The organism is Sedimentitalea sp. XS_ASV28 (genome assembly GCF_041224545.1).
Taxonomy (GTDB): domain Bacteria; phylum Pseudomonadota; class Alphaproteobacteria; order Rhodobacterales; family Rhodobacteraceae; genus Sedimentitalea.
On sequence record NZ_JBGFGP010000045.1, the window covers coordinates 1 to 14,342 of the forward strand.

General features: G+C 60.2%; 13 protein-coding genes and 1 pseudogene. 11 read left to right on the forward strand and 3 right to left on the reverse strand.

The window, feature by feature from the left end; genetic code table 11:
• Nucleotides 1-420 (reverse strand): MobQ family relaxase (mobQ, locus tag AB9K34_RS00990; RefSeq protein ID WP_369952611.1); only part of this gene is annotated, 420 nt, incomplete at its 3' end.
• Nucleotides 421-1,062: 642 nt separating this feature from the next.
• Between mobQ and AB9K34_RS00995 the strand changes: the two genes are divergently transcribed.
• The 7 genes and pseudogenes from AB9K34_RS00995 to AB9K34_RS01025 all read left to right on the forward strand — a co-directional run.
• Nucleotides 1,063-1,362 carry a mobilization protein gene (locus tag AB9K34_RS00995; RefSeq protein WP_369952612.1) on the forward strand — a complete coding sequence of 100 codons (300 nt, stop codon included), beginning with the start codon at nucleotides 1,063-1,065 and terminating at the stop codon, nucleotides 1,360-1,362.
• Nucleotides 1,362-3,035 carry a type IV secretory system conjugative DNA transfer family protein gene (locus tag AB9K34_RS01000; protein WP_369952613.1) on the forward strand — a complete coding sequence of 558 codons (1,674 nt, stop codon included), beginning with the start codon at nucleotides 1,362-1,364 and terminating at the stop codon, nucleotides 3,033-3,035. The genes AB9K34_RS00995 and AB9K34_RS01000 overlap by 1 nt, the downstream gene beginning before the upstream one ends.
• Before the next feature lie 18 nt (nucleotides 3,036-3,053).
• Complete coding sequence (locus AB9K34_RS01005) at nucleotides 3,054-3,602, forward strand: hypothetical protein (RefSeq protein ID WP_369952614.1); 549 nt, start codon at nucleotides 3,054-3,056, stop codon at nucleotides 3,600-3,602.
• A 225-nt stretch (nucleotides 3,603-3,827) separates the two neighbouring features.
• On the forward strand, nucleotides 3,828-4,862 hold the full coding sequence (locus tag AB9K34_RS01010; protein ID WP_092465423.1) for a replication initiator protein A: 1,035 nt from the start codon (nucleotides 3,828-3,830) through the stop codon (nucleotides 4,860-4,862).
• Nucleotides 4,863-4,973: 111 nt separating this feature from the next.
• Nucleotides 4,974-5,642, forward strand: coding sequence for a ParA family protein (locus AB9K34_RS01015; protein ID WP_369952615.1), 669 nt, complete (start codon nucleotides 4,974-4,976; stop codon nucleotides 5,640-5,642).
• 331 nt (nucleotides 5,643-5,973) lie between these two features.
• A complete protein-coding gene (locus AB9K34_RS01020) occupies nucleotides 5,974-7,098 on the forward strand; it encodes an AAA family ATPase (protein WP_369952616.1) in 1,125 nt (374 codons plus the stop codon).
• Nucleotides 7,099-8,279: 1,181 nt separating this feature from the next.
• Nucleotides 8,280-8,633 (forward strand): annotated as a pseudogene (locus tag AB9K34_RS01025) (peptidase M15); the annotation flags it as partial.
• A gap of 224 nt (nucleotides 8,634-8,857) precedes the next feature.
• On the opposite strand, the gene AB9K34_RS01030 reads toward AB9K34_RS01025, so the two are convergent.
• Complete coding sequence (locus AB9K34_RS01030; protein WP_369835234.1) at nucleotides 8,858-10,093, reverse strand: NAD(P)/FAD-dependent oxidoreductase; 1,236 nt, start codon at nucleotides 10,091-10,093, stop codon at nucleotides 8,858-8,860.
• A gap of 302 nt (nucleotides 10,094-10,395) precedes the next feature.
• Nucleotides 10,396-11,751 carry an IS1380-like element ISPme1 family transposase gene (locus tag AB9K34_RS01035; protein WP_012112698.1) on the reverse strand — a complete coding sequence of 452 codons (1,356 nt, stop codon included), beginning with the start codon at nucleotides 11,749-11,751 and terminating at the stop codon, nucleotides 10,396-10,398.
• On the opposite strand from AB9K34_RS01035, the gene AB9K34_RS01040 reads away from it, so the two are divergent.
• The 4 genes from AB9K34_RS01040 (at nucleotide 11,750) to AB9K34_RS01055 (ending at nucleotide 14,158) form a co-directional block, all read left to right on the forward strand.
• Nucleotides 11,750-12,898, forward strand: coding sequence for a S8 family serine peptidase (locus AB9K34_RS01040; RefSeq protein WP_369952617.1), 1,149 nt, complete (start codon nucleotides 11,750-11,752; stop codon nucleotides 12,896-12,898). The genes AB9K34_RS01035 and AB9K34_RS01040 overlap by 2 nt on opposite strands.
• A 2-nt stretch (nucleotides 12,899-12,900) precedes the next feature.
• Nucleotides 12,901-13,149 (forward strand): DUF2188 domain-containing protein, encoded by a 249-nt coding sequence (locus AB9K34_RS01045; protein ID WP_369952618.1) that lies wholly within the window; start codon nucleotides 12,901-12,903, stop codon nucleotides 13,147-13,149.
• A 127-nt stretch (nucleotides 13,150-13,276) separates the two neighbouring features.
• Nucleotides 13,277-13,882, forward strand: coding sequence for a tyrosine-type recombinase/integrase (locus tag AB9K34_RS01050; RefSeq protein ID WP_369952619.1), 606 nt, complete (start codon nucleotides 13,277-13,279; stop codon nucleotides 13,880-13,882).
• A gap of 6 nt (nucleotides 13,883-13,888) precedes the next feature.
• On the forward strand, nucleotides 13,889-14,158 hold the full coding sequence (locus AB9K34_RS01055; RefSeq protein ID WP_369952620.1) for a WGR domain-containing protein: 270 nt from the start codon (nucleotides 13,889-13,891) through the stop codon (nucleotides 14,156-14,158).
• The last annotated feature ends 184 nt before the right edge of the window (nucleotides 14,159-14,342 follow it).

Here is a 14,342-nt window from a genome sequence, read left to right on the forward strand (position 1 = left end):
AACATGAGCGTGGTGGTTGCGCTGATCGCCTTCCCGGTGCGGCGCATGGATCGCAACATCGACGGCCACGCCATAGCGGCTGACCAGCTCCTGGGCGAAGTCGCGGGTGATCTGCGACCGAGCCTCGGCGCTGATCTCGGACGGCAGGGCCAGCTCCCATTCGCGGGCGGTGACGGAGTTGCGACGGGTCTCGCTGGCCTCAGCCTCGTTCCAGAGGCGGGACCGGTCCGAGGCCCAGTCCGGGGCGTCCTTCGGGGTCAGGATGAAGGTCTCCTCGATGCCCTGCTTGCGGGTGTAATCGTGGACGCGACCTTCGCGCTGGCACTCGATGCGCTCGCCGACACGGTAGGCAGCCGCCGCCGTGGCAGAGCGCCCGGCGCTGCGTTTGATCGTCTTCACGCAGAGGTGGTAGCTGGCCATGCGCCCTCCCCTCGCCTGTGATGCAAACGCGCCCACGCGCCGGAGCTGATCCGTGCCGGTGCCCTGACATTGGCCATCGGATCAGCCGTCTTTTCTCCGCAAGAGTGCGCCCGGAACCGGCGCGGTCTGAGGGGAAAAGATAGCCTGCTTGAGGCGAGCCAACGGCTCTCCGACGCGCGGGCTTGCCATTGATCTGCCCCCAGATCCCCAGCCTCATGGGGGGCGGGATATGGGGACAGATCAATGGCGGTTTGCCGGGGGCAAACCCGGTTCGTGTCGGCACCGTCAGGTCCGACGACACGAACCTCCCGCAAGGGAGACGCTAGCGGCAGACCGGCCCCCACCGTGGGGCATCGGGCGAGACGCTGGCGCGACCTTGCGGGACGCGATCCAACCGCTGAGGTTGGGCTGGGATGGTTTGGAAGGGGCAGCGCGCCCTTCCATGTCGCGGCGGCATGCAGCGAAGGGGATGGCCATCGGCCGGGGCTTTGCCCCAGAGAGATCGCACGCAAAGCTCGAAACCGCAGGTGGAGAGTTTGCATAAGTGCGCCCTTGTCCTTTACAGGCCTACGGGTAAGCGCTTAGTCTCGATCTGGCAAGACCAACCTGGCCACCTGCTCTTTTCAAAGATGGAGACGCGCATTGGCAGAAACCGAACTTGAACGAGCCGAGAAACGCTACGCCCAGGCCAAGGCCCGTCTTCAGGCACTGAAGAACCGGGAAGCCACCAGACAGCGCAAACTCGACACGCGGCGCAAGGTCATCCTAGGCGGTGCGCTGCTTGATCTGGCGGAACGGGATTCCGGGGCTGCTACCATGCTCGACCGGCTAATCCGCAACCTGCCCCGCGAACAGGATCGCAAGGCCTTCGCGGACTGGGGGACTCCCTCTGGGTCGCCCTCCCCTGCTCCGTCCAATTATGATCAGGACACGTCGTCCTGATGCGGGGCGTGATGCTCGTCTTCGGAGGGCTGTTCCGGTTCTTCGGTCGGTTGATCTTCACACCCATCCTGCTGGGCTGGATGATCGGCGCTGTCGTGTTCGGCGCGATGATCGGGGCACTTGTCGCCACGCCGTTCGTCTTTGCCTTCTTTGACCAGCCACCCGGTGAAAGCGCATGGCAGTGGCTGGTCTTCGGCCCGTTCATTTTTGTCGGTGGTATCTTCGGGTTCCAGTATTGGCGCATGGCCTCCGGCGCGGACGCCTTCTTCGGGCTGAACGGCGAAAGCCACGGCTCGGCCCGCTTCGCCAACCGCAAGGAGCTGAAGAAGCTCCAGCGCGAAGACGGTCTTCTGATCGGGCGCAATCCGCACACTGGGCGGCTCTTGCGCTATGACGGTCCTGCCCACCTGATCACCCTCGCCCCGACACGAGCCGGGAAAGGCGTTGGCACCGTGATCCCGAACTTGCTGGCGGCTGAGCGCTCCGTCCTGGTTATCGATCCCAAGGGCGAGAATGCCCGGATCGCCGGGGAAGCCCGGCGACGGTTCGGAACGGTCCACGTCCTTGATCCGTTTGAGGTCAGCGGCCATCCCTCTGCCGCTTATAATCCACTCGACCGGCTGACACCGGACAGCCTTGATCTGGGCGAGGATGCGGCCTCCCTGACAGAGGCGCTGGTCATGGACCCGCCGGGACAGGTTTCGGAAGCGCATTGGAACGAGGAAGCCAAGGCCATCCTCGGCGGGCTGATCATGTTCTGTGTCTGCCACGAGGATCGCAACCGCCGGACACTTGCCACCGTCCGGGAATATCTCACCCTGCCCCCGGAAAAGCTGCGCGCGCTGCTGGAGCTGATGCAGGACAGCGATGCGGCGGGCGGACTGATTGCCCGCGCCGCCAACCGCTTCCTCGGCAAGGCAGATCGGGAAGCCGCCTCGGTGCTATCCAACGCACAGCGCCACACGCACTTTCTGGACAGCCCGCGCATTGCAAAAGTCCTGTCGCGGTCGGATTTCCATTTCTCCGATCTGCGCCACCGGATCACCTCGGTGTTTCTGGTGCTGCCCCCGAACCGGATGGACGCCTACAGCCGCTGGCTGCGCCTTCTGGTGTCTCAGGCGCTTCAGGACATCGCACGGGACGCAGAAGCCTCAGTGGCCCCTCAGAGTGGCCCTGTAGGCGCTCAGGGGGCTGCACAGCGCCTCAGGACGCCCACGTTGTTCCTGCTGGATGAGTTTGCCGCTCTGGGCCGCTTGGAGGCCGTGGAGCGCGCCATGGGGCTGATGGCGGGATATGGCCTCCAACTCTGGCCGATCCTGCAGGACATGAGCCAGCTCAAGGACCTCTACGGCGAACGCGCGGGCACCTTCATTGCCAATACCGGGGTGCAACAGGTCTTCGGGGTCAATGATTTCGAGACGGCCAAGTGGCTGAGCCAGATGATCGGCCAGGAAACTGCCGGATTCCAGACCGACAGCTTCAAGCCCGGTGACGGCCCCAGCTTCAGCAACAACCTCACGGGCCGCGATCTGCTGACCCCCGATGAAATCATGCAGCTTCCCCCGGAAAATCAACTCCTGCGCGTGCAGGGACAAGCCACCGCCGTGGCGCAGAAGCTGCGCTACTACGCCGATCCTGAGTTCAAGGGGCTGTTCGTCCCGCAGGACCAGTAATCCGAAGGACGCCTCCCGATGCCAGACCAACCCGACCTCCCTGCCCTCTCCGACGATGATCTGCGCGAAACGCTCGATCTCATGGCCACGGCTGTCGCCAGCATGTCCGACAGGATCGATGATCTGACCGCCGTGGCAGACAAGCAGATCAAGGTTGCCACAGAAGCGCGGATCGCTGCCTTCGCCGCACGGGATCAAACCAATCCGAAAAAATACGGGGATCTTTTGGGCCAGACCCTCGACAGTCATCTGGGTGCAACCGCAGACGTGATGACAGAGATTGTCAGACGCCTTGGCGTCCAGACGGACAAGACCATTGGAGCCTTGGCCAGATCTGAGGATGACAGGTCCAGAGCCTATCGAGAGGTATTCGAACGGGAACAGAAAGCGGATCGCCTCAAAAGCCGCCTGCCCTGGTTTGGTCTGGGTGCATTGGTTTTGGCTTTGGTGCTGACGGTGACTCTTCCTCGTTTCTTAGCCAGCAACGTGTCCACATGCGCTGTCCTCGGGGCATCCTGGACCACGACAACCACGGGTGTTGATGCGTGCGTGTTCTACCGGCGGTAATGGGTGAAGCGCTGTCGGTGATCGACTGAGCCTGTCAGTCTGGGTGTTATATATGTGTTAGAATCTGTGTTACGGGTGAGCAGATTACTCGTAATCTCTTGAAACTTAACAACTTCTTATGATGCCCGGTAACTAATAACACGAATCTTGGTAACTAAAATCCTGCTTTGGGTAACTGATAACACGAATCTTGACTGTGGTAACTAAAACCACGAATGTGTACCCATGGTAACTGATAACACGAACGCCCTCGCCCCGCTCCTTCCGGATCGTCACCCGCAGCACGACCTTTTCATCTGCGATGTCGCTGACGCCGTGTTGAAGGACGTGATGCAACATATGGAGCATCCGTTCTACTCGCTTTCAAAGAAGCCGGAAACGACGATCAAGCGATATGAGAATGGCAATAAGTGGCTGCAGATCACGCCCAGTGTGAAGGGCCTAGCAACGATCTACGACAAAGACATTTTGATCTACTGCATCAGCCAGATCATGGCGAAATTGAAGGAAGGCCTTCCTGTTTCGCCCCGTGTTCGGATCAATTCCAGAGAGCTGCTTATCTTCACAAATCGCGGTACAAGTGGCCGGGAGTATCAGTCCCTTCTCGATGCCTTGGACCGTCTTGAAGGAACCCGCATCAGGACGAACATTGTGACCGGAGATGAAGAACAGGTCGATGGATTCGGCCTGATCGACGCTTCCTCAATCCGTCGCAAGCATGGTCTCGATGGTCGATTGCTCTGGTGTGAGGTGAAGCTGTCGGATTGGGTCTTCAACGCGATCCGAAACGAAGAAGTTCTGACCCTACATAGGGACTACTTCCGTCTGCGTAAGCCCATAGAACGGCGGGTGTACGAAATTGCTCGAAAGCACTGTGGCCAACAGAAGTCCTGGCGTATCACGCTGGCCAAACTGCTTCTCAAGACGGGTTCTCAAAGCCCTCAGAAGCGCTTCCGGCAGATGATCCGGCAGCTCGTAGAGCATGACCACTTGCCGGATTACCACGTTACCTTTGAGGATGACGCCGACATGGTGGTTTTCACCAATCGTGGCACGATGTCACCCACCTCGCTCGTGGAGGGCAGCATTCCGCCTTTGCAGTCTGACACCTACGAAGAAGCGCGCCATGCGGCTCCTGGATGGGATGTACGTTTTCTTGAACAGGAATGGCGCAGCTGGTGCGTAGAGCCGCCTCGGAATGCTGATCGGGCTTTTGTCGGGTTTTGCCGGAAATGGTTCGAGAAGCGAGGGAGGCCGTAGGATTAAAAACCGGTAATAGAAATAATTCCGGTTATGGATTTAAATCAGGTGTTGGATATTTTACCGGTACAGGGTATAAATCCGGTAACAACAAAGCGGCAGGATTGAGCAATGCCCGTTATCGTCATGGCAAGCCCCAAGGGCGGGGTTGGTAAATCAACTTGCGCTGTACTTCTGGCGTCTGAATTCGCCCGCATGGGAGCGGATGTCACAGTGCTGGACTGCGACCCAAACAAATCTCTGACCAGGTGGGCATCACACGGCATCCCCACAGGCGTGACCCTCAAGAGCGAGATTGGCCGCTCAGAGATTGTTCCAACAATTCGGAGCGCCGACGGCGATGGCAAAATCGTTATCGTGGACTTGGAAGGGGTTGCCTCCCAGCTAGTAAGTCGGGCGATTTCCCAGGCGGACTTGGTGATCGTACCGATGCAGCCAACGGCCCTCGATGCAGAGATTGGCTCCGAAGCACTGGCATTGGTGCGAGAGGAGGAAGAGGCGCTCGGGCGTTCGATCCGACATGCCGTAGTTTTGACCAAGACAAGTGCAGCAGTCAAAAGCCGCGTCCAGAAGGAGCTGGAAGAGCAGCTCAGAGGGGCAGGGATCGACGTGATCGAGCCATCCTTGGTAGCACGCGCAGCTTTCTCGGAGCTGTTTGCCTATGGCGGCGATCTGACCGCGATGATGAATGATCCTGAGATGATGACAGGCGGTAAAGTGGATAAGGCGTTGATCAACGCCCAAGCATTCGCGGAGGCTGTTTATGAGCGGCTCAAATAGGCTTTCTGGACTAAAGGCGCGCCCGAAAGGGACGACCGTTGAAGAAGTCCGGCGCGTGGATGAGGTAGGAGAGGCGAGGGGGTTCGTTGATCGCACTCCGCGAAAAAAGCCCGGGCGCAAACCAAGCCCCAGGACCTACCAGCTGCATCCGAAAATCTTTCCGGAGGTTGGCGAAGCGATAGCTTCTGAAGCCGAGCGGCTTGGAATCACACAAGGACAACTCGTGGAGAAAATGTGGGAAGTTTACTGCAAGTCTATGTAGCAAACGGCGTTAGTTTACATATAACATTTTTGAGTTTACATTTTTGGCTTACATGATACATATAGCGTCATGGAAGTTGACAAATCACTCATAAACGCTCTTGTAGAAGCCGCCATGACGGCAGACTACACCGCTGTGCGACGGCTGGGCGGTAAGATCGCCAAGCGGATGGCTGAGCAGAATGATGCTGAGGGAGCAAAGGCCCTTCAGAACCTGCTGCGCAAGCGGGGCGTGCCGCTTCAGGCGTCCGGTTATGCCGAGGCCTTGCCGCGCGATGCTGGGTCTCGTCTTCCCCTCATTGAAGAGGGGCAATGGCCAACGACGCCGATTATGTTGGGCGGGGATGCAGGGGAAACGATTTCACAATTTATCGAGGACGCACGGCATATTGAAATGCTGACCGAGAAGGGTGTCTCCGCACGTCTCGGGTTGCTTTTGTATGGACCGCCTGGCACCGGTAAGACCTTGATGGCGGGGCACATCGCCGCGTTGCTCCAGCGGCCATTGTATGTAGTACGACTCGACTCGTTGATTTCGTCCAGGTTGGGTGAAACTGCCAAGAACGTCAGGGGCATATTTGAATTCGTCCCCGCACGGAATGCCGTCCTTTTTCTTGATGAAATGGATGCCATTGCCAAGCTCCGTGACGACCGGCACGAACTGGGCGAGTTGAAGCGCGTGGTGAACACTGTTCTTCAGGGGCTCGACTCTCTCACCGATGATGTTGTGACGGTGGGTGCAACCAACCATCCGCATCTCCTCGATCCAGCGATCTGGCGGCGTTTTCCTTACAAAGTTGAGCTGAACCTGCCTGATGAAGATGTGCGTGCCAGCATGTGGGAGCATTTTCTGTTCCAAGGTGATGACGCGCGTAAGGATGACGGCCGTCTGCTGGCGCGGGTCTCAGACGGACTCAATGGCGCGGACATCGAAAATATCGCGCTTGCGGCACGGCGGCGGGCGATCCTGAGCAATCAGAATGCTAGTCTAGCGCATATTTTGCTAGCCGTGGGTGCATCGCGCACCGGCAGCCCCCGGCTGCTTGATAACCGTGAGCTGGACACGGCCGACAAAAAGACACTGACACTGCTGCTGCAAGACAAGGGCGGCATCAGCCAATCAGACATCGCCAAGATCGTCGGCGTCAGCCGCCAGATGGTACACCGCTATTTGAAGGAGGCGCTCGATGGTTGATACTCCCCGGCGTCCGCTTCTGAACCCGGTCCTTCGCTTCACCAAGGACCCGAAGCCTGAGGGTGTATCGGGTGGCGGAAAGAACGCAGACAGCATCATAACAGATCGTTTGCCCGAACAGCGACGTGCGCTGTCGAGACAGTTCCGCGACCTAGCAGAGCAAGCAGCGCAGCAGCCACGCTTCGATGGCCGGGTGGTGCTATATGCCTCCATGTTCGACGACTCTTTTGCGCCAAGCTATACGCCGAACGACCTCTTTCAGGCGACGCGCAGCGCGCGTCTGATTGCGCCCTATCGTTCGGGATACTTGGTCGAGATCGCAGCGGATCAGCTTGACGGATATGCGAACATCGTCGAGAGCAGCCGCCTTGCCAAGGATCAGGTGGATATTTCTCGCATTGAAGCTGTGCGGTTCTTCGAAAGCGCGGATGCAGGCGGCTCGGCCAGCCTCGATACGATTTGGGAAGCCGCACCGCAAACAGATGCGGGCAAAGCCTTTGTCGTCTGGCTCATGCCTTTGCGTGGCCGCGATGCGGCCGAAGAACTAATCGAGCGGTTTGCCGCCCTGCGCGATGGCACGATCGTGCCGCCGCCACCGCTTCTGGCAGGCGTAGATGTTGGTACGGTTACGGAGGATGTGCCGGTCGTGATGCGCCGCGCACTGAGAGCGGCAGCGGCTAGCGGCGATCGCATAAATCTTGCGATGCGCACCTATCGCCAGCACCACCGCGCCCGCACGACCGTGTTGGTGCCGTCTCGTGGTGCGCTAGATCACCTGATTGCCTCGGGCACAGTGTTCCGTATCGAGCCTGTGCAGCCGATCAGTTCCACTTCGCCAGGCGAGGGTAGGGAACCTGATCGCCCTTTGCCGGAAAACATGACGACGCTACCGATCGTCGGCGTCGTTGATGGCGGACTCACGGCCACCTCTTACCGTAATGCGGAAGTCTGGCGCGCGCCGCCGCTTATCGCGGATGGTGAAGCCGACACGCAGCACGGGAACTGGGTTACGTCCCTCGTAGTGCAAGGGCATGACTGGAACAACAATCTGACCTTGCCGCCGCTTTACTGCCAAGTCGGTACAGTGCAAGCAGTAGCCAAGAAGGGCTCGCGCGCCTTCGTCGATCCTCAAGATTTTGTGGCTTATCTCGATAGTGTGATGGCGGCGAACCCAGAAACGCGGGTTTGGAACTTCTCCCTCAACGGGGTTCATCCATGTGGACCTCGGCCCCGCACGCCAGTGGGGCGAGCGTTTCCCGGTCCGAGCGACCGCATTCGCAGCCGAGGCGCCGCCCGCCCGCGAGGTGCTGGCCGACAGCCGCACGATGAAGGGTGGTGGCACGGCGGGCGTGGCGACGCTGGGCGCGGCGGGCGTCGAGGTGGCACAGGGCGTCCTGGCCGAGACGCAATCCGCCATCCTGCCGCTGGTGCCGTATCTCGACACTCTGCGCTGGGTGTTCATCGCGGTGGCACTCTGTGGCATCGCAGTCACCATCTATGCCCGCCTCGACGACTGGCGCCGGGGGCGGCGGTGACTGCCGTCCTCCTAGGCAGGATCACGGCCAGCCCGTGGGTGTGGGGGGGCGCTGCGCTACGGAGCCTTCCTTCTCGCCGGGCTCATGTTCCTGCTCGCGCGCCGGCGGTCCGGCGCGCGAAGCACGATCTCCCCCATAAGGAGTTGGATCGGCAAGTTCTGCGGCAAGGGATTTCCCGCGAATTCCTGCGTATTTACCCTTGATTAGCCGGGGTCAGGGGCGGATCAAAGCCCGAAACGCTGTGGCCGGACCGCAGCGATATCGCGGCAAGGTGTTCGCCCGGCCAGAACATCCGCCACAAGCATGGCCGTGATGGGGGCAAGTGTCAGCCCGATATGGCCATGACCAAAGGCATGGATCACATCGGCCCCGCCGCGTGACGGCCCGATGACCGGAAGGCTGTCGGGCAAACTGGGACGGAACCCCATCCAATCGCGCGACGGTTCGGGCAGATCGGGAAACAGGGCGCGCGCGCCTTCGACCAACCGGGCCACCCGATGGGGCGAGGGTGGTGCGGTCAACCCGCCCAATTCGACCGTGCCTGCGACCCGCAAGCGACCGGACATCGGGCACAGATAGAAACCGCGTGTGGTCGGGCAGGTTGGACGGGTTAGCCGGGGCACATCCATATCCCATTCGACGTGATACCCCCGTTCGGTGTCCAGCGGAATGCGGTCCCCGGCCTGCCGCGCCAGATCGCGTGCATGTGCTCCAGCGGCCAGCACAACCTTACGTGCCTTCAACTGGAAGTCGCCGCCAGCCAGTTCAACCCCGCCTGCCACGCGGCGCAGTTGGGTGATGCGGTGCGGCAGCACTGGGGCCGCCACCGCACGCGCCAATCGGCCCACCATCTCACCCGGATCGGACATGAAGACGGCATTGGGAAAAAACGCGGCGCCGCCCTCAACCTCGGGCAGGCCCGGTTCCAGTTGCCGCAAGTCATTTGGGCCGATCAGATCAACCGATATGCCCAGACTGCGCCGAAAGGCCATGTCTGCCTTGGCGGATTGAAAGGCCCGGCGCGTTTCATAGGCGTAAAGGCAGCCCCGCTTTTGCAAGATGTCCTGCCCACCAATACGGTCGGCCAATCCTGCCCATAACCCGGCCGCATCTGCCAGCAAGTCGGCAATGGCCGCAGCGTTGCGCCGCGCGGGCCCCGGCAGGGATTGAAAGGCAAAGCGGATCAGCCAAGGGGCAAGGCTGGGAAGGGCGGCGCGACGGATCGACAGGGGGGAATTCCGGTCAAACAGCAGCGATGGCAGGTTGCGCAACACATCGGGCGTGCCAACCGGAAGCACTGCATAATCAGCGATGGTGCCGGCATTTCCATAGGATGCACCAGACCCGGCGGGATTTGGGTCGATCAAGACGACCTCATGCCCTTCGCTGACCAGCCGTTCCGCTATGGCAAGGCCAACAACGCCTGCGCCGATGATGGCGATTTCGGTCTGCATGACCATCAGGTCACACCGACCCAACAGGGGCTGCGCGACAGAACATGGTCAGGACGGTAACTGCGTGTCATCGATGAGCCTTGTAAACCGACATTCCCCAAGTGGCCTGCCGCTTGACTTCAAGATCGCCTGATTTTGCTCGCTGGGCAAGCGTTTTTCGCCCCGAGCGGTGTCTGTCGTCGCGCAAACGGCCGAAGTCGGGTGGATCAAGCCTCGAACCCGCAGCATTCTGGCCCGGCAGAGCCGCTTTTCCGCGCGGCAGACGGACCTGTCCTGCCGCTTTCGTTCAGCTTGGGCATGGATCGTGGTCATGCGCATGACGGAGGCGTTCGAAGACGGCGGATGGCGGCAAGGACGGCCCGCACCATCGGGCCGGTGACGGCGACCTCGGCCAACTGGAAGGTAATGGCGCGGGCGTGGCGGACGACGCGGGCGCCGATCTTGATCAGCTTGAGTTGCAGGCTGGTCAACGACCAGTCCGCCATGGCCTCGGGCAGTTCGATGCAGCGCAGGAAGGTTGCCAGGTTGTAGGCCAGCGCGTGCAGTTGCAGCCGCACCTCGTTGTGCCGGAACTTCCGGCATGACAGCCGCGTCCAGCGAAAGGCATATTTGCCTTCCTTGATGTGCTGCTCTGCGGTGCCGCGCTGGTTGTAGAACCTCACCACCCAGTCTGGCTCCATCGGCAGGTTGGTGACGATGAAGCCGACTTTGGGGAACAGCTCGCCCGGATGCCATTCGATCTTGGCGATGACGCGGCGCGGCTTGTCCCAGGACGCCGCCTGATACTCGAAGTCCTCGAAGAACCGTTTGACCTTGGTCAGCGAAGGCCGTCCCACGGGCCGTGTCAGCCGATGCGCGATCTTCTCGCGCAAGACGGCGTTGGCGGGCAGACGGATGGCGTAGAAGAACCTGGCTTCTTCCAGCCGCATATAGATCGCGGGGATCGCGTAGGCAGCGTCGGCCCGGAAGAAGCGTCCACCAAGGTCGCGGCCAGCATATCGGGCAATGACGGGATCAAGGACATCCCGCCAGCCATCGGCGCTGTGGACATTGCCGTTACGCAGGGCGCAGCGCTCCAGCATGCCAAACTGGTTGAACAAGAAGATGGGGTGATAGCAGGTGCAGTCGAAATGCCCGTTCCAGGCAGCACCTTCCTGATCGCCGTGGGTGGGGCTGACCGAGCTGTCCATGTCCAGCACGATGTATTTCAACCCGTTGCGGTCATGAAACCGGTCGATCCATTGGCCGTTCAGATCGGCCAGCGCCGCCCGGTTCGCGGCCAGAGCCAGCGTCTCGGTCTCGAACCGTCCCATCTGCGATGCCGAAGCAGCTTGCGCCTCGACGGCCCTGCCGCCAACGACCTGACGCATCACGGGATCGAGGGCCAAGCGGTCGGCATCGTTCACATCCTCGTATCCGGCCAGTCGTCCGAACACCGATTGCCGGAACAATCCGTCAAGCCGATGGAGCGTGTTCTTCCCGGTGCGGCTGTCTCGCAGCGCCTCCGACGCCAGATTGGACAGGCCGAGCACGTCATCAAGCTCGCGCATCACCAGCAGGCCACCGTCTGAACTGATCTGCGCACCACGGAACTCCAGACGCACACGGCGGTCGAAATCAACCCGATCTCCCCGCGCCAAGCCCGCACCCTCCAGGTGATCCATGAAACGCGCCCCTCGCAGCCGTCAACGCCATGATTTATATGCGAAATATCACGATTACGACAGCGAAATCAGCGACTTACTTGGAGAATGTGGGCTCAATCAGCCCTATTCGTGCGATCTCGAAGCCGTGAGTGCACTCGGGCATGACATCGCCATGCTGGCACGGAAGCATGTCGTTCTGCCCATCATATCTATCGGCAACAAGCCGGGAACGCGGCTTCAGCCGCCCGGCGACTGCGAGGCGGCAATTACCGTTGGCGGCCGTGTTCATGACGATAACGGTAATCCGGGGGGCGAGTGCCCTGTTAGCCTTTGCGGGCCGGGACCGTCCAGCATGCTGAAGCCGGACCTCTCGCACTTTTCGCATGTCCGCGCCTTGGGCGGCGTAGTCATCCGGGGATCGAGCTTTGCCACCTCCCTGACGTCACCACTCGCGGCACACACAATGGAGCGGGTGCGTGAGGCGTCACCTGATCTCGTCAAAGCGTTGCTGCTGCATAATTCGGACGGGATGAACTTCGATCCAGCACTTGGTTTCGGCACGCCGACAGCCGCATCGTTGCCGTGGGAGTGCAAGCCGGGCTTCGTCACGCTCCAGTGGCGTGCCTCTCTTCGTCCAAGCGCAAACTACTATTGGGAGCTACCCATACCAGATTCTCTTAAGAAAAGTGGCAAGTTGAAAGGGACGGGCACCCTAACCGCAATCGTGAATCCGCATCCGATGGTGACAGATTATGCAGGACCAAACTACTTCAGCGTTCGCCTTGAAACAGCGCTTCAGTACCAGCGGGGTGCAAGCTTCAAAAATTTGTTGGGCGGGCTCGATACGGGAAAAGTGACCGAGCAGGAAGCTCGCGCCACTGACCACAAATGGAGTCCGATCCGGCAACACCAAAAATCGTTTCAAAGAGTTGGTTTTGACGGTGATATACTACGCATTCGTGCCAGGATATACGCACGGGATTTGTACCTCTATGGCTATAGCGGCAACCAAGAAATCCCTGAAATGGAAACGGTTTTTGTTCTGTCGCTCGGCACCGGCGACGAGAACGACGATGTGTATAACGAACTGCGGGACCAGCTCGGTGCATTTGTCGAAACAGCAGTGGTCGAGACAGATATCGACGTGGACAACGAAGGATTCTGAGCATGAGCAAGGATAAAGACAGGACAATCTACCGGAGATCGTCGGACAATAAGTGGGTGGATAAACGGAACAGTGCCGGGCGCGGCTTTGTCTTCGATACACAGAAGGATGCGATTGCTTCCGGACGTGAAAAGCTCGTCAATGTCGGAGGCGGTGAGCTTACTGTGAAGGGGCGGGACGGAAAAATCCGCAGTAAGGACACGCTCGGCGGCGGCAACGATCCGATGCCGCCACGCGACAAAGAACACTAGGTCGGATGGGAAATTTAACACTATTGGCAATAGTGTTAAGCCCGCCGCCCACAAATCCTGTGGATCGATAGGGCAGGGGGATGATTTCTGCTTCGCGGCTTAACAGTATTCGGGCAGACTGTTAAATATGAGTGAAATGCGCCTCTATGACACCGCCGGAAACCGGCTTTACCTCAACGCCGAGGAGCGCGCCGCCTTCCTGGCCGTGGCGTGGCGCAAGCCCGCCCGCGACCGTACACTTTGCGAGACGTTGCTCTTCACCGGCTGCCGTCCGTCAGAGCTGCTGGAGATCACCCCGGCCAGGGTGGACCTGTCGGGCGGGACGATCACGATCCGCAGCTTGAAGAAGCGCAAAGATGCTTCTGGCAGCTCGAAGATTGTCTACAGGAGCGTTCCGGTGCCGTCGGACTACCTGGATACCCTCAACACCGCCCACGGCATCAGGGAAGCCCAGAAATCCCGCAAACAGGCCAGCGCGCCGATCTGGCCACTCAGCCGCGTGCGAGTCTGGCAGATTGTTAAAGGGATCATGATCGAGGCCGGGATACCGGATGCGCCGCACCGCAGCCCCAAGGGCTTGCGCCACGGCTTCGGGATCAACGCGACCGTCAACGGCATTCCTCTGCACATGCTCCAGAAATGGATGGGGCACGCTCAGCTCAGCACGACAGCGATCTATGCCGATGCCGTGGGCAAGGAAGAACAAGACATCGCAGCCAGGATGTGGAGGTAGGGGACCATGCATCTCACCAGGACAGAACCCGACGCCAATTTGCACCGGTTCTACCGGCTGGAGATCGTGCCTGGTCTCTTTGGAGACTGGGGTCTGGTGCGCAACTGGGGACGGATCGGGAGCTCTGGCCAGGTGCGAACAGACTGGTACGACACCAAGGCCGAGGCGAAGAACGCCCGCTTCGAGCTGCACATGAAGAAGGCGAAGCGCGGCTATGAGCAGCTGGCCAGAAACGTGGCAGAACCCCCAACGTTTTGCCCAGGGGTTCTGACATAGCTAAACCTTTGGTCTTGTGTGGGTCAGGGCAGGGAGCCAGAACCGACCGTTTTTTGCCCATGGATTCTGGCAGGGGATTTCTGTCCAGTGAGCGGACAAAACGAAACTTCGGCACATTCGACTTACGTCTCGCCTCAGCTCATGCCTGTTCTGCGCCCTACCGCTCCGGTCGCAGCGGTAGGAC